This is a genomic window from Bradyrhizobium ferriligni (assembly GCF_056837965.1).
Map to the genome: position 1 here is coordinate 99,577 of NZ_JBXEJO010000010.1, position 13,564 is coordinate 113,140.

A 13,564-nucleotide genomic window follows, 5' to 3' on the forward strand; every position below is an offset into this window, starting at 1 on the left:
GGAAGCGGGTCGCCGATATGGCTGTAGATGAGACGACGATCGATCGGCTGAGCGCAACCGCCTACGCCTTCCCGCGCCATGAGCAGACCTTTCCGACCCTGACCGGCCACGAGATCGAACGGATGCGCCGCTTCGGCGAGCCGCGCTCATACCAGGACGGCGAGGCACTGTTCGAGACCGGCACGCCAGGTCCCGGCATGTTCGTGGTGCTGTCGGGCAGCGTGTCGATCACCCAGCGTGATGGCCTCGGCCATGTCGCGCCGATCATCGACCAGGGACCGGGCCAGTTTCTCGCTGAGATCGGCCAGCTCTCCGGCCGCCCGGCGCTGGTCGACGGCCATGCCGATGGGGTGGTCGAGACGCTGCTGCTGCCGCCCGACCGGCTGCGCGCGCTTCTGGTTGCGGAGGCCGATCTCGGCGAACGCATCATGCGCGCGCTGATCCTGCGCCGCGTCAGCCTGATCCAGGGCGGCGCCGGCGGGCCGGTGCTGATCGGGCCCGCCTCGGTCGGCAACATGGCGTCGCTGCAGAATTTCCTGGCGCGCAACGGCCAGCCGCACCACTTCCTCGACCCCGAGACCGACAAGGATGCCGCCGACCTCGTCGCGCGCTATTCGCCGACGCGCGCCGAGCTGCCGCTGGTGGTCTGTCCCAACGGCACGGTGCTGCGCAATCCGTCCGAGACCGCGCTTGCGATGGCGCTCGGCATGATCGGCAACAGCGCGCATGAAAAACTCTACGATGTCGCCGTGGTCGGCAGCGGGCCGGCCGGGCTTGCCACCGCGGTCTATGCGGCGTCGGAAGGCCTGTCGGTCGCGGTGTTCGATTCCCGCGCTTTCGGCGGCCAGGCCGGCGCCAGCATGCGCATCGAAAACTATCTGGGCTTTCCGACCGGCATCTCCGGCCAGGCGCTGGCCGGGCGCGCCTTCAACCAGGCGCAGAAATTCGGCGCCGAGATGCTGATCCCGGTCTCGATCAAATCGCTCGACTGCACGAAAGCGTCCGGCGCATTCGTGCTCGACACCGCATGCGGGCATACGCTGCGCGCGAAATCCGTGGTGGTTGCCAGTGGGGCGCGCTATCGCCGGCCCGAGATCGACAATCTCGATGCCTTTGAAGGCCGCGGCGTCTGGTACTGGGCCTCGCCGATCGAGGCGCGGCTCTGCGCCAACCAGGATGTCGTGCTGGTCGGCGGCGGCAACTCCGCGGGGCAGGCGGCGGTGTACCTGTCGGCGCATGCCCGCAGGGTCAACATGATGATCCGCGGCGGCGGGCTCGGGGCCAGCATGTCGCGCTATTTGATCGAGCGCATCGAGGCGACGCCGAACATCGAATTGATGTTCAATACCGAGGTGATCGGACTCGACGGCACCGAGACGCTGCAGCGGGTGCGCTGGCGCAGCCGGCTCGCGCCCGACGAGTTCACCATGGATATCCGTAATCTCTTTTTGTTTGTCGGCGCCGATCCGGCGACCGGCTGGCTCGAGGGCTGCGGGGTGCAGGTCGACCGCGGCGGCTTCGTGATGACCGGCGTGCAGACCGGCGAGGGCGCGCGCGCCGTGCCGCTGCTCGAGACCACGGTGCCCGGCGTGTTCGCGGTCGGCGATGTCCGCTCTGGATCGGTCAAGCGCGTCGGCGGCGCGATCGGCGAGGGCGCGCAGGTCGTCGCCGCCCTGCACGGCTATCTCGCCGACGCGGGCAGTCCGACGCTGTAGCTTTTCCTCCGTCATCCTGAGGAGCCGCGAAGCGGCGTCTCGAAGGATGAATCGACCACAGTGTGGCCGTGCATCCTTCGAGGCTCGCAAGAGCTCGCACCTCAGGATGACGGATCAAATAGCTGCGACAGGTAAAGGCCGAAAAAATGACAAAAGGCTGCACCCATATCGCCGGCATCCAGGACGTCACGCCGAGCGCGCTCGGCTGCGAGGAATGCCTGAAGAGCGGCAGCCGCTGGCTGCATTTGCGCATCTGCCGGACCTGCGGCCATGTCGGCTGCTGCGACGATTCGCCGAACCGGCATGCGACGGCACATTTCCACGCCACCGGCCATCCCGTGATCGAGGGCTACGATCCGCCGGAAGGCTGGGGCTGGTGCTATGTCGACGAGGTGCTGTTCGACCTGTCGAGGCGCAAGACGCCGCATGACGGACCGATCCCGCGCTATGATTGATTCAGCTTCGCACAGGGCGCACGATGCCGCATCGTGTGACATACGTGCGAAAATTTTCAGCAATCGCCGACGCCGGCAAATTTCGATGAGATGTCGGCCGTCCTGCCATCGAAGCATGTAGCAATTTTCCGTCACGCATCGTAACCTCGCACGCGGGTCTCAACGGGGAGTGCGCCACATGACGACATTGGTGCTCGTGCACGTCATTATCAGCCTGATTGCAATCGTCGCCGGCGTGCTCGTGATGTTCGGGCTGCTCGGCTCGCGCGCGATGCCTGGGCTGACCGCGATCTTCCTCGTGCTCACGATCCTGACCAGCGCCACCGGATTCGTGATCCCGCCTTTGGTGACCGAGAAGCTGCTGCCGTCGCACATCATCGGCGGGCTCTCGCTGGTGCTGCTCGCGATTGCCTGCATTGCGCTCTATGCGATGCAGCTCAAGGGCGCCTGGCGCCCGATCTATATCGTGACTGCGATGGTCTCGCTCTATCTCAACGTCTTCGTGCTGGTCATCCAGAGCTTCCTCAAGGTGCCGGCGTTGCAGGCGCTGGCGCCGGCGGTGCCGCCGAACCCGCCGTCCGGGCCGGTGTTTGCGGCGGTGCAGGGCATCGTGCTGGTGTTCTTCGCCGTGGTGATCATCGGTGCCTGGCGCCGCTTCAGGCCGGTCACGTTCGCCTGATCTGACGCGCGCGACATCATTTCGCGGCGACACGCGGCATAAAACACGATGCACAATCGTGCGGCGTCGGGCGCTCATGCCTGACGCGCCGAGGACCGATATATTTGGCAGAAGAGGAGCGATCAAATGCCCACCATCACCACCAAAGACGGCGTCGAGATCTTCTACAAGGATTGGGGCTCGGGGCAGCCGATCGTGTTCAGCCATGGCTGGCCGCTGTCGTCGGACGACTGGGACGCGCAGATGCTGTTCTTCGTGGGGCACGGCTTTCGCGTCGTCGCCCACGACCGCCGCGGCCACGGCCGCTCCGCCCAGGTCGCCGACGGTCATGACATGGATCACTATGCCGACGACCTCGCTTCCGTCACCGCGCATCTCGATCTGAAGAACGCCGTCCATGTCGGCCATTCCACCGGCGGCGGCGAGGTGGTGCACTACATCGCCCGCCACGGCGAGAGCCGGGTGGCGAAGGCGGCGATCCTGAGCGCGGTGCCGCCGTTGATGGTGCAGACGGTGAACAATCCCGGCGGCCTGCCGAAGTCGGTGTTCGACGGCTTGCAGGCCCAGCTCGCCGCCAATCGCTCGCAATTCTACCGCGACCTGCCGGCCGGGCCGTTCTACGGCTACAACCGGCCCGGCGCAAAACCGTCGGAAGCCGTGATCCAGAACTGGTGGCGGCAGGGCATGATGGGCGGTGCCAAGGCGCATTACGACGGCATCGTCGCGTTCTCGCAGACCGACTTCACCGAGGATCTGAAGAAGATCAACGTGCCGGTGCTGGTGATGCATGGCGACGACGACCAGATCGTGCCCTACGCCGACTCCGCCCCGCTCTCGGCCAAGCTTCTGAAGAACGGCACGCTGAAGACCTACAAGGGTTTTCCGCACGGCATGCCGACGACGGAGGCCGAGACGATCAACAAGGATCTGCTGGCGTTCATCAAGGGCTGAGGCGCGGGGCTGCGTTCTGCACCGCGCCGGTCTAACGCGTCCTCGGCGAACGGGGTTCGCTCTGGACGTCCACAAACTCGTCATGCCCGGGCTTGTCCCGGGCATCCACGTCTTGGTGCTACGTGAAGAAAGGCGTGGATGGCCGGGTCACGCCCGGCGATGACGATATGTCGGAACTTCCGTCGACGCTGCGCTGTATGCGACTGCCGGGCGGCGAAGGTGCTGTTTGGGCCGGCCGGTTCCTCCAGCACGAATTCCATTGGCCGTCTGGTACCTCCCGGGCCGCGGGGCGTTATAACCACCGTCATGTCCCCACCCGCGCCGCTGAAACTGATCGCCCTCGACGCCGATGACCTCGCGGTCATCTCGGCCCATGTGCAGGACGCCCGCGTCCAGCCCTCCGACATCGTCTGGCGCCAGGACGAGAAGCGGCTCGTGGTCGGCCTGAACCGGCTGGACTGGGAGCAGACCTTGTCGGGCGGCACCTGCTCGCGCCGGCTGATCGCCGCGCTGCGGTTCGACCGGGTGCTGGCATGCAAGTCGCGCAATATCGACCTGGAGGCCCCGGAAGCCACCCTGGAACTGCTCGGGATCGAGTTCTATGCCTCCGACCCGCCGGGCGGCAGCGCGCTCCTGATGTTCGGCCATGGCGGGGCGCTGCGGCTGGATGTCGAGTGCCTGGAATGCGAATTGACCGATCTTGGGGCAGACGACCTCGGGATGGCGCCGGGGTAAATCAGCTCCCCCCAAGGGTTGACGGCCATTATCCGTCGCGCCATTGAGCAGGGACCCGAATTCCTCCTAAGAAAGCCGTCATGCCCGTTCGCCTGGACCGACAGAGCGCCGATTTCGAGCAGCGATTCCGCGATTTCCTGGCGGCCAAGCGCGAGGTGTCGGCCGACGTCGAGCGCGCCACCCGTGCGATCGTCGACGACGTGGCGGCCCGCGGCGATGCGGCGCTGCTCGAGGCGACCAAAAAGTTCGACCGGCTCGATATCGACGCGGCCGGCCTGCGCATTACGGCAGCCGAGATCGACGCCGCGGTTGCGGCCTGCGACCCCGAGACCGTCGAGGCCCTGAGGTTCGCGCGCGACCGGATCGAGACCTTCCACCGCCGCCAGTTGCCGAAGGACGAGCGCTTCACCGATGCCGCCGGCGTCGAGCTCGGCTGGCGCTGGAGCGCGGTCGATGCGGTCGGGCTCTATGTGCCCGGCGGTACCGCGGCCTATCCGTCCTCGGTATTGATGAATGCGGTGCCGGCCAGGGTCGCCGGCGTGCCGCGCGTGGTGATGGTGGTGCCGGCGCCGGACGGCAAGCTCAACCCGCTGGTGCTCGCGGCCGCCCATCTCGGCGGCGTCTCGGAAATCTACCGCGTCGGCGGCGCGCAGGCGGTGGCGGCGCTGGCCTACGGCACCGCGACGATCGCGCCGGTCGCCAAGATCGTCGGCCCCGGCAATGCCTATGTCGCCGCGGCAAAGCGGCTGGTGTTCGGCAAGGTCGGCATCGACATGATCGCCGGTCCCTCCGAGGTGCTGGTCATCGCCGACGACACCGGCAATGCCGACTGGATCGCGGCCGATCTCCTGGCGCAGGCCGAGCATGACGTCAGCGCGCAGTCGATCCTGATCACCGACAGTGCACGGCTCGCCGCCGACGTCGAGCGCGCGGTCGAGGCGCAGCTGGCGACCTTGCCGCGCGCCGAGATCGCCCGCGCCTCGTGGAACGATTTCGGTGCCGTGATCAAGGTGGCAAAACTCGACGCCGCGGTCGAGCTCGCCAATGCGGTCGCGGCCGAGCATCTTGAGATCATGACCGCGGATGCCGAGGGCCTGTCGAACAAGGTCCGCAACGCCGGGGCGATCTTCCTCGGGGCCCATACCCCGGAGGCGATCGGCGATTATGTCGGCGGCTCCAACCATGTGCTGCCGACCGCGCGCTCGGCGCGGTTCTCGTCGGGCCTCGGGGTGCTTGACTTCATGAAGCGAACCTCGATCCTGCGGTGCGGGCCGGATCAGTTGCGTGCGCTCGGGCCCGCCGCGATGACGCTCGGCCAGGCCGAGGGTCTCGATGCCCATTCACGTTCCGTCGGATTGCGCCTCAACCTCTCATGAACAAGCCACCAGACGACGAGGATTCCAACAATCGCATCGTCGCGGTGACGCTCGACGAGGAATCGATCGGCCGTTCCGGGCCCGATATCGAGCATGAGCGCGCGATCGCGATCTACGATTTGATCGAGCAGAACCTGTTCGCGCCCGAGGGCGCCGCCGGGCCGGGGCCCTACACCCTGCATATCGCGATCACCGGCAACCGGCTGATGTTCGACATCCGCAAGGAGGACGGCGCGCCGGTGGTCGCGCATCTGTTGTCGCTGACCCCGTTCCGCCGCGTCGTGAAGGACTACTTCATGATCTGCGACAGCTACTATCAGGCGATCCGGACCGCGACACCGGACAAGATCGAGGCGATCGACATGGGCCGCCGCGGCATCCACGACGAGGGCTCGCGCACGCTGCAGGAGCGGCTCAAGGGCAAGGTGCGCGTCGATTTCGAGACCGCGCGACGGCTGTTCACGCTGATCACGGTGCTGCACTGGAAGGGTGAGGGCGCATGATCGGTGACGCGATGATTGACGGGGGCGTACCCCGATCGAAAAAAGCCTGATCGCATGGAAGCGCCGCGCGCGCGCAACCCCCAGGCCGTGCTGTTCGCATGCGGCCTGAACAGCGTGCGGTCGCCGATGGCCGAAAGCCTGCTGCAGCAGATGTTTCCGCAAGGCCTCTATGTGCGCTCGGCCGGGGTGAGGAAGGGTGAGCTCGATCCGTTCGCCGTCTCGGTAATGGCGGAACTCGGCCAGGACATTTCCAGCCACAAGCCGCAAACCTTCGAGGAGCTCGAGGACTGGGAGGGGCTGAACTTCGATCTCATCATCACGTTGGCTCCCGAAGCGCATCACAAGGCGCTCGACCTCACCCGCACGCTCGCGGCCGACGTCGAATACTGGCCTACGGTCGATCCGACCGGCACCGAGGGCTCGCGCGAGCAGAAGCTGGCCGCCTATCGCGAGGTCTGCGACGGCCTGTTGCTGCGCATCCGCCGCCGCTTTGCCAAGGCCGGCGCGGCAAACCTGTGAGGCTTTGTGTGGCGAGGGGACCAGCATGTTCCGATTCGCAGAACCGCCGCTTGTCGCCAGACTGACAAACAGCTGTGCTTATGGGGCCTTGTCTCCAGGCGGGGGCGCGATTCGCGGCCGGTTCCAAGGTTGTGCATCCATGCCCCATCCGATAGGTTCCGCCCGCGTCCGTCCCCCCGATTCAGCCCAAAAGCCCGCATGCTAGGCCGTCCCAAATTCGTTCTTGCTTCCGGTTCGCCGCGGCGGCTGGCCCTGCTCAACCAGGCCGGCATCGAGCCCGATGCGCTGCGCCCGGCCGATGTCGACGAGACCCCGCGGCGGGGCGAGTTGCCGCGCGCCTGCGCCAACCGCCTGGCGCGCGCCAAGGCCGACGCGGCGCTGAAATCGGTGCATCTTGACGACGACCTGCGCGGCTCCTTCATCATTGCCGCCGACACCGTGGTCGCGGTCGGCCGCCGCATCCTGCCCAAGGCCAATCTGGTCGACGAGGCCGCGCAGTGCCTGCGGCTGCTGTCGGGCCGCAATCACCGTGTCTACACCGCGATCTGCGTGGTGACGCCGCGCGAGGCATTCCGTCAGCGCCTGGTCGAAACGCGCGTGCGCTTCAAGCGGCTCAGCGAGGACGACATCCAGGCCTATATCGGCTCCGGCGAATGGCGCGGCAAAGCCGGCGGCTACGCGGTGCAGGGCATCGCCGGATCGTTCGTGGTCAAGATGGTCGGCTCCTACACCAATGTGGTCGGCCTGCCGCTCTACGAGACCGTGACCTTGCTCGGCGGCGAGGGCTTTCCGATCCGCCACGGCTGGCTCAACTCCGTCGCGGTGTGAGGTATCTGCTTTCGTGCGGCGACGGCAGTCCACCTCTTCCGCTCGCGGGAGAGGTCGTATCGCATCGAAGATGCGATACGGGTGAAGCTTTTTCCTCCTGGGCGACTCGCGGTGAGACCCCCACCCCGATTGCTCCACATCGTCATGGCCGGGCTATGGAACGAGGCCGACAGCCGGACGCGATAGCTCGCCGCAGGGGCGCGCTGCCAAAATATCGAAAACAACCCCATGCAAAGTAGCCGGCGGCTGCCGGGCCACGGCAACTTGACTCGTCGGGCAAATCAGCGGCATTCTTCCATTATCCAGAAATCACGGAGACGCCCCTCGCTCCGAGGCTATCGCCCTGCGCTTGCGGGCGAGGTCGCCGTCTCGAGGCACGAGGCCAGGTACCTGCGCGGCCGGCGAAGACGCATATGCGATTGCCCTACCCGCAAGCCGAGAGGGAGCGCAGCGGAACATGCGGCCGCCTCCGCAATTGCCAGATGTTGTAAACTCCGTCCCAGCCATGACTGACCAACCCCGAACGCCCAAGGCCATACCTTCTGCCACCCCGCGCGCCTGCCCGATCTGCGGCAAGTCCGTCGAGGAGGCCTTCCGCCCGTTCTGCTCGGCACGCTGCCGCGACGTCGACCTCAACCGCTGGCTGACCGGCCGCTATGTCGTCCCAGGCCGCGAGGACGACGCGGAGGACCCGGAATAGCCAAGATTTCCCAACAAGTTGGGGAAAGAGTGCCGGGCGGGCTCGCCGCGCCGAAGCCTTTGGCGAAGGCGGGTGGACACGACGCTCCGACCTCTCTATAAACCGCCCGCTCGCTCCGGCCTTTTCGGCCCCGCGGGTATGCCCAGGTAGCTCAGTTGGTAGAGCATGCGACTGAAAATCGCAGTGTCGGTGGTTCGATCCCGCCCCTGGGCACCAAAACTACGCTTTTCCACGCTTGAGCACGCTCTTGTATGATAGTGTTCGCTGGACGATCGGCGCGAAGGGCGCTCGCGGATTTCCCTCCCTAAGGCTCGCAAAGTTTACGTACGTTCAAATCCAGTCCCCGCAACTAACGCCTCCCTCGACTCGCCGACGCACTTGGATTAAGCGTCGTGCATGTCAACCGAGTCCCTCAGGCTTTCCGTTCGCAGGGCATTCTTGATTTAAAGTCGGTCACGCTTGGCGATCTCGAGAAGATTGTCCAGCTCGGCGGGTTCGACGGTCTCGAGGATATAAGCACCGCATAGCTTCGCGGGCTGCCCTCGCATTGATGAGGAACAGCCGCGTCGCAAATGGCTCTGTAAAGGCGTGCGGAAGGCGCCGTGCTGCCGCCAACCATCATGCATAAGAACCCTGTCTCAGTGCCTCTTCCCACCCGGAATTGTGGTCAATTCTACCCAGCTCACATCACGCACCGTCACCTCACGCCCCGTGCGCTCAGCGATTCTCCTTGCCACCTCAAAAGCCCGATCTTCATCGGCAATTTCCAAAACGATGAACGAGCGCCTATTCGCCGAGACCCCAGCGCCGGTGAGTATCATGCGGGGCGTTCCTTCGCCTGAAGATCTCATTTTGTCACCGGACTTCCAATTGCTTGATCGCCTGAGCCGAAATCTCTGCGGGATCAGCGATGTCGGTCTGTGCGACCTTGATGATTGTCTTCGCGACCATTTCCGTGAGTGGGTCGTCACGATCCTTGACGGAGAGCGCATGCAGAGTGCGCTCGTAAGCGGTCACAATGCGGCTAATCTCCGTCGGCTTCATTTGCCGGATTTGCGTATGCAGATAGGTAGACATTTTTACCCTCCGAGCCCTTGTAGGTGGTCAAAGTCAATTTTCTTGCTCGCGGAAAACGATGAATTTCACAGTCATTGCCACGCCTTCCTTTGGTTCGCTAAGCACGATGACCGTCAGCTTAGCAACCGCCTTTTTGACTAAGCGAGTCCGCTTATGCTGAGCTAATTTCTTCAAGTCTCATCCATACCCTTGGTCGTAAGTGCGGGGAGCGCGTCCCGGATTTCGACGTAACCCATCTGGGTGAGCTTCTGAACGTCGGCCGGATCGAGCGGGCTGACGATGAAGCGCCTGGCCCTGATGTCCCGCAAGACCCAGCGAAGTCGGATAGCTTCATCCAGTGGCAAGCTCTTCAATTCACTCATGCAGCAGGTCATCCTTTTACGCTGCGCGAGCGGGTTGCTCAGGCTGCCGAAGCTTGTCCAGCAGCTGTTGCTCTTGGTTGATGCGCTCGCGAAAGCGCTCGCGCTCCTGTTCCGAGGTCGCGGTAGCGAGGAGATACTGGTAGTGGCCGATGATCTTCTCGCTGCCGCGAATTAGTGTCTCTTGAAGGTCGATCATAGGTGGTTTTCTCCCGATGTTGTGGCGGCCGGGATTGACCGGCACGTACCGATGGGGGGTACGTCAGACGCCACGCGTTCCACGGCCTCGAGCTCCTCGGCGAGGCGTCTTTCGATGAATTGACGCTCCAACTCGGAAAGCTGGGTTTTCAGAAGCCGCCGATAACGCCAGATGTTGTTACGGTGCGCTCGAAGTTGCTCGAGCCGTCTGTCGATCAATCTAGAGTGTCGTTTCTCCATCGGGCTGTATCTTGAGGTCCAGCGGGCTTCAATCCTGTCCACGACTTGCTTAGGCAGCTTGATGTCGGTCATGACACACTCCTATGCTGCAAGAGGACGCGCCGTCGAGCGTCGGCGCGCTGACTTTCTTCCCGACGGTCGGCGTGGATCGCCGTCCAGACCACGAAGTGAAGGCAGGATCACGTCGACGCGAAGGGAAGCTGAATGTCCCATCGGCGCGCGCGAGGTACGATGAGATGGAATGGCGGCGAGTTTGGAAGCCCGGCGCGCCAGAATGGCCCGCTTCTTGGCCATGATCAGTGGGGGGATCCGAGAATACATCCCGCGAACGTTCGAACCGTCGCTCGTTTGGGATCAACGACTTCAAAGCGTCCAGATTGGTATACGCGGTCGTCGGCCGCATGGTTGCCTCCGTTCTGAAGACGATATCGATGTGAAGGCTGCGTGCCGGATTTCCGGCACGCGGCTACGCCGGGTCAGGCCGCAGATTCGAGCCGTCGGGGCGCCTTCGTCGACGCTGCGTTAATCGCGATCCGCCGCGGCTTCATGGCCTCGGGAATCTCGCGCGCAAGCCCGACCTTGAGAAGCCCGTTGTCGAATGCAGCACCCTTTACCTGAACGTGATCGGCCAAGCTGAACTGCCGCTTGAACCTCCGGGTCGAGATCCCCTGGTAGAGGTATTCGCGCTCGTCCTTTTCGGGCTTGTTACCTTCGATCGTGAGGACGTTCTGCTCGGCCGTCACCGAAATCTCGTCAGGTGAGAAGCCTGCGACTGCAAGCGCAATCTGGTAGCGATCTTCGGCCACCCGTTCGATATTGTATGGGGGGTAGTTGTCGTCGCCGCCGGCCCGATTGGCCATCTCGGCAAGATCGAAAAGACGGTCGAAGCCGATCGTCGAGCGGAAGAGAGGGGAGAAGTCGTATGTGCGCATAGCCAAATCCTCCAGAGAGCAAGATGGATATGAACGGCACCGGGACACAACCGGCGCCCGTCTCGCCTGGGCCCGAATGGGCGCCCAGACACCGCCCCAAAGCGGGACTGGCGCGGCAAAAATTATGCAACAGAGTGACGGCGTCAAGAGTCGCTCTGAGAAAAATTTGCGACCTGCCTTCGACCCGGCCCGCCAATGGTGAACGAGCGGAAGCATCGCGGAGCCGCGCAGCAGCTCGGCACCGCGCTTTCTCCAGATTTGTTGCAATGCGGCACGTGGCGTCGGCAAGTTGTGGGCGTGGTGACCTACATGCCGGCAGTTCGTGCGACCTTTAGCAGCGAAGATCGGCCCTGCAGATGCTGTAAGTAAACGTGCCACCGGCAGCGACTAGCGGGCGTAGTGCTTTTCGACTCCAAGAACTGCGATTGCAACGCTTCGCGTGGCTCCCGGTGAGCGAGCGCGCCGACTATTATCCATCTGGTCCACTGGAAACAAAACCTCGCCATCTCCGTTTTAGTCAACGTCTGGACGGGTCTACCAGACGCTTACCGGGTGTTGACTTGGATATGCGACGTGTCGACATTCCTGGCGGGATTTCGCGCGACGTTGATGTCATCTTCGCTAGGTCGCATCGCGGTTCTCACGTCGCGTAGTCGAAAACCCTACGTTGAGTTTTATCTGCTTGATTTCTGTGTGGTTGATAGGAACAGAAAGGAGCGAGCATCATGCCTACCATCGCTGCGCTGCCCTCCCTATCCTCGAGGGACGGGCTCTCTCGGTACCTAACTGAGATTCGAAAATTCCCGCTTCTTGAAGCTTCCGAAGAGGTCGCTTACGCAAGGAGCTGGCGAGATCACGGTGATCGGCAGGCGGCATACCGCCTCGTGACAAGCCACCTGCGTCTGGCCGCAAAGATCGCGATAAGTTACCGCCATTACGGCCTGCCAATTGCCGACATCGTCTCAGAGGCCAATCTCGGTTTGATGCAAGCCGTCAAGCGCTTTGAGCCCGAGAGAGGTTTTCGGCTGGCCACTTATGCCATGTGGTGGATCAAGGCGTCCGTCCAGGAATACATCCTGAGATCGTGGTCGCTTGTGCGAATGGGCACCACGCCCGCGCAAAAAAAACTGTTCTTCAAGCTAAGGCAGCTTAAGACCAGAATTGCCGCTGCCGACGAAGGTGATTTGAGACCGGAGCACGTCAATTATATCTCCAAGCAGCTCAGGGTGAGCCCGCCTGACGTTATTGAAATGAATCGTCGGTTGCGCGGTGATCATTCGTTGAACGTTGCGATTGGCGATACGGAGGCATCAGAAGAATGGCAGGACCGCTTGATAGATCCTACCCCAGATCCGGAAAGTCGCCTCAGCGAGATCGATGACTATCATCGGCGCCAGGTCGCACTGACGGAAGCGCTCAACACCCTGTCAGCGCGCCAGCGGGCCATCGTCGAGGCGCGCCTGCTCGCCGATGAACCGAAGACTTTGGACGAACTGGCGCGGGAGCACGGCGTTTCACGCGAGCGGATCCGCCAGATCGAAGGGCGTGCCGTCGAGCTGATGAGGAGCGCGGTCCAGGCCCGCATCGCCGATACCCAAGCACGCTCGACAGCCGGGCTGAAGGGAAAGCCCTCGCTGCAACCCAAGTTTCCTCGCTACGCGAGATCTTGATAACTCTGCCCCACAAGCTCTCGGCGCTATTGGGAGACGCAAGCATGATTACCGAGGTCGTAATCGCTATCGCTTTTGCAAATTTATTCAGCGCGGCAGCGTGGGCGCCTTTAGTTCCTGGCTTCATCGTGTGAGCCAACCACAATTGGAGATCAATCTACTGGCGCGATCCATCAAGCCGCCGGTCGACAGGTTCAATCGCTTCTTCCGTAGTCCTCTCGGACAATTATGCCAGGCGGCGCGTTCGTGGGGATGGTATTGCAGGCGACGGAACCGTCTGGCTCTCCGCGATCGTGCGCGATGAGGGTCCGCACCTACACGGCTGATTGGCACTGCTCGGTGGCCATCGCGATGTCGCGGTGCGCACCGGGCATTGTGGCAGGGTTAGCCGATCGTCGGCTCTCCGTGCACGCAATCTGGCGAAACCTCGAAGGCCCGCGATGGATCAAGGCTCGGTATTATGAGAGTGTCAATTCTCATTGTCGGTGATGTCGTGCTCCACCTCATCCAGGGCATCGAGTAGGAATATGAGATCGGCGGGAGCGGAAGTGGGTCCACCTTCGTTGTCGGTGGACCATTTGTCCGTTGCGGGCTGTCAGCTCCCCACGCCGCGAGCGACGGTAGGCT

General features: G+C 63.5%; 17 protein-coding genes and 1 tRNA gene. 12 read left to right on the top strand and 6 right to left on the bottom strand.

The genetic code is table 11. The features are described from left to right. The first annotated feature begins 17 nt into the window (after nt 1–17). From AC1VNY_RS08165 to AC1VNY_RS08215, 11 genes are all read left to right on the top strand, one after another. The gene (locus tag AC1VNY_RS08165; protein WP_482404795.1) at nt 18–1,715 is read left to right on the top strand and encodes an FAD-dependent oxidoreductase; all 1,698 of its coding nucleotides are present in this window, start codon (nt 18–20) and stop codon (nt 1,713–1,715) included. Between the two features lie 146 nt (nt 1,716–1,861). Next, nucleotides 1,862–2,170: a UBP-type zinc finger domain-containing protein gene (locus AC1VNY_RS08170; protein ID WP_482404796.1), complete on the top strand. Its 309-nt coding sequence runs from the start codon at nt 1,862–1,864 to the stop codon at nt 2,168–2,170. A gap of 178 nt (nt 2,171–2,348) precedes the next feature. Continuing rightward, nucleotides 2,349–2,849, top strand: coding sequence for a hypothetical protein (locus tag AC1VNY_RS08175; protein WP_304497431.1), 501 nt, complete (start codon nt 2,349–2,351; stop codon nt 2,847–2,849). A 126-nt stretch (nt 2,850–2,975) separates the two neighbouring features. After that, entirely contained in the window at nt 2,976–3,800 is an 825-nt protein-coding gene (locus AC1VNY_RS08180; RefSeq protein WP_482404797.1) for an alpha/beta fold hydrolase, read from the top strand. A 306-nt stretch (nt 3,801–4,106) separates the two neighbouring features. Beyond that, nucleotides 4,107–4,535, top strand: coding sequence for a DUF2948 family protein (locus tag AC1VNY_RS08185; protein WP_028338931.1), 429 nt, complete (start codon nt 4,107–4,109; stop codon nt 4,533–4,535). Nucleotides 4,536–4,615: 80 nt separating this feature from the next. Continuing rightward, nucleotides 4,616–5,911 (top strand): histidinol dehydrogenase, encoded by a 1,296-nt coding sequence (gene hisD, locus AC1VNY_RS08190; RefSeq protein WP_482404798.1) that lies wholly within the window; start codon nt 4,616–4,618, stop codon nt 5,909–5,911. Beyond that, the gene (locus AC1VNY_RS08195; protein ID WP_016841326.1) at nt 5,908–6,414 is read left to right on the top strand and encodes a UPF0262 family protein; all 507 of its coding nucleotides are present in this window, start codon (nt 5,908–5,910) and stop codon (nt 6,412–6,414) included. The genes hisD and AC1VNY_RS08195 overlap by 4 nt, the downstream gene beginning before the upstream one ends. 54 nt (nt 6,415–6,468) lie before the next feature. Continuing rightward, entirely contained in the window at nt 6,469–6,933 is a 465-nt protein-coding gene (locus AC1VNY_RS08200) for an arsenate-mycothiol transferase ArsC (RefSeq protein WP_482404799.1), read from the top strand. A gap of 198 nt (nt 6,934–7,131) precedes the next feature. Continuing rightward, nucleotides 7,132–7,761 (top strand): Maf-like protein, encoded by a 630-nt coding sequence (locus tag AC1VNY_RS08205; protein WP_018269043.1) that lies wholly within the window; start codon nt 7,132–7,134, stop codon nt 7,759–7,761. Between the two features lie 505 nt (nt 7,762–8,266). Further along, on the top strand, nt 8,267–8,461 hold the full coding sequence (gene yacG, locus AC1VNY_RS08210) for a DNA gyrase inhibitor YacG (RefSeq protein WP_482404800.1): 195 nt from the start codon (nt 8,267–8,269) through the stop codon (nt 8,459–8,461). Nucleotides 8,462–8,601: 140 nt separating this feature from the next. Next, nucleotides 8,602–8,677, top strand: a tRNA-Phe gene (locus tag AC1VNY_RS08215). A gap of 639 nt (nt 8,678–9,316) precedes the next feature. On the opposite strand, the gene AC1VNY_RS08220 is transcribed toward AC1VNY_RS08215, so the two are convergent. From AC1VNY_RS08220 to AC1VNY_RS08245, 6 genes are all read right to left on the bottom strand, one after another. Further along, complete coding sequence (locus AC1VNY_RS08220) at nt 9,317–9,538, bottom strand: hypothetical protein (RefSeq protein WP_016845482.1); 222 nt, start codon at nt 9,536–9,538, stop codon at nt 9,317–9,319. A gap of 33 nt (nt 9,539–9,571) precedes the next feature. After that, a complete protein-coding gene (locus AC1VNY_RS08225) occupies nt 9,572–9,712 on the bottom strand; it encodes a hypothetical protein (protein ID WP_157183403.1) in 141 nt (46 codons plus the stop codon). Further along, nucleotides 9,709–9,900: a hypothetical protein gene (locus AC1VNY_RS08230; RefSeq protein ID WP_018269042.1), complete on the bottom strand. Its 192-nt coding sequence runs from the start codon at nt 9,898–9,900 to the stop codon at nt 9,709–9,711. The genes AC1VNY_RS08225 and AC1VNY_RS08230 overlap by 4 nt, the downstream gene beginning before the upstream one ends. Before the next feature lie 16 nt (nt 9,901–9,916). Continuing rightward, on the bottom strand, nt 9,917–10,096 hold the full coding sequence (locus AC1VNY_RS08235) for a hypothetical protein (protein ID WP_018269041.1): 180 nt from the start codon (nt 10,094–10,096) through the stop codon (nt 9,917–9,919). Continuing rightward, nucleotides 10,093–10,407, bottom strand: coding sequence for a hypothetical protein (locus AC1VNY_RS08240; RefSeq protein ID WP_041482610.1), 315 nt, complete (start codon nt 10,405–10,407; stop codon nt 10,093–10,095). The genes AC1VNY_RS08235 and AC1VNY_RS08240 overlap by 4 nt, the downstream gene beginning before the upstream one ends. A gap of 404 nt (nt 10,408–10,811) precedes the next feature. Beyond that, a complete protein-coding gene (locus tag AC1VNY_RS08245; protein WP_018269039.1) occupies nt 10,812–11,267 on the bottom strand; it encodes an Hsp20 family protein in 456 nt (151 codons plus the stop codon). Nucleotides 11,268–11,992: 725 nt separating this feature from the next. Here AC1VNY_RS08245 and rpoH point away from each other — a divergent pair. Then, nucleotides 11,993–12,937 carry an RNA polymerase sigma factor RpoH gene (rpoH, locus tag AC1VNY_RS08250; protein ID WP_482404801.1) on the top strand — a complete coding sequence of 315 codons (945 nt, stop codon included), beginning with the start codon at nt 11,993–11,995 and terminating at the stop codon, nt 12,935–12,937. The last annotated feature ends 627 nt before the right edge of the window (nt 12,938–13,564 follow it).

What these genes read in the sequence shown, in the direction of transcription:
- AC1VNY_RS08245 (WP_018269039.1), bottom strand. Translation starts at nt 11,267, where the DNA reads ATGCGCACATACGACTTCTCCCCTCTCTTCCGCTCGACGATCGGCTTC.
- AC1VNY_RS08175 (WP_304497431.1), top strand. Translation starts at nt 2,349, where the DNA reads ATGACGACATTGGTGCTCGTGCACGTCATTATCAGCCTGATTGCAATC.
- AC1VNY_RS08195 (WP_016841326.1), top strand. Translation starts at nt 5,908, where the DNA reads ATGAACAAGCCACCAGACGACGAGGATTCCAACAATCGCATCGTCGCG.
- AC1VNY_RS08230 (WP_018269042.1), bottom strand. Translation starts at nt 9,900, where the DNA reads ATGAGTGAATTGAAGAGCTTGCCACTGGATGAAGCTATCCGACTTCGC.
- AC1VNY_RS08200 (WP_482404799.1), top strand. Translation starts at nt 6,469, where the DNA reads ATGGAAGCGCCGCGCGCGCGCAACCCCCAGGCCGTGCTGTTCGCATGC.
- AC1VNY_RS08235 (WP_018269041.1), bottom strand. Translation starts at nt 10,096, where the DNA reads ATGATCGACCTTCAAGAGACACTAATTCGCGGCAGCGAGAAGATCATC.
- rpoH (WP_482404801.1), top strand. Translation starts at nt 11,993, where the DNA reads ATGCCTACCATCGCTGCGCTGCCCTCCCTATCCTCGAGGGACGGGCTC.
- AC1VNY_RS08180 (WP_482404797.1), top strand. Translation starts at nt 2,976, where the DNA reads ATGCCCACCATCACCACCAAAGACGGCGTCGAGATCTTCTACAAGGAT.
- AC1VNY_RS08240 (WP_041482610.1), bottom strand. Translation starts at nt 10,407, where the DNA reads ATGACCGACATCAAGCTGCCTAAGCAAGTCGTGGACAGGATTGAAGCC.
- AC1VNY_RS08185 (WP_028338931.1), top strand. Translation starts at nt 4,107, where the DNA reads ATGTCCCCACCCGCGCCGCTGAAACTGATCGCCCTCGACGCCGATGAC.
- AC1VNY_RS08170 (WP_482404796.1), top strand. Translation starts at nt 1,862, where the DNA reads ATGACAAAAGGCTGCACCCATATCGCCGGCATCCAGGACGTCACGCCG.
- hisD (WP_482404798.1), top strand. Translation starts at nt 4,616, where the DNA reads ATGCCCGTTCGCCTGGACCGACAGAGCGCCGATTTCGAGCAGCGATTC.
- AC1VNY_RS08165 (WP_482404795.1), top strand. Translation starts at nt 18, where the DNA reads ATGGCTGTAGATGAGACGACGATCGATCGGCTGAGCGCAACCGCCTAC.
- AC1VNY_RS08205 (WP_018269043.1), top strand. Translation starts at nt 7,132, where the DNA reads ATGCTAGGCCGTCCCAAATTCGTTCTTGCTTCCGGTTCGCCGCGGCGG.
- yacG (WP_482404800.1), top strand. Translation starts at nt 8,267, where the DNA reads ATGACTGACCAACCCCGAACGCCCAAGGCCATACCTTCTGCCACCCCG.
- AC1VNY_RS08220 (WP_016845482.1), bottom strand. Translation starts at nt 9,538, where the DNA reads ATGTCTACCTATCTGCATACGCAAATCCGGCAAATGAAGCCGACGGAG.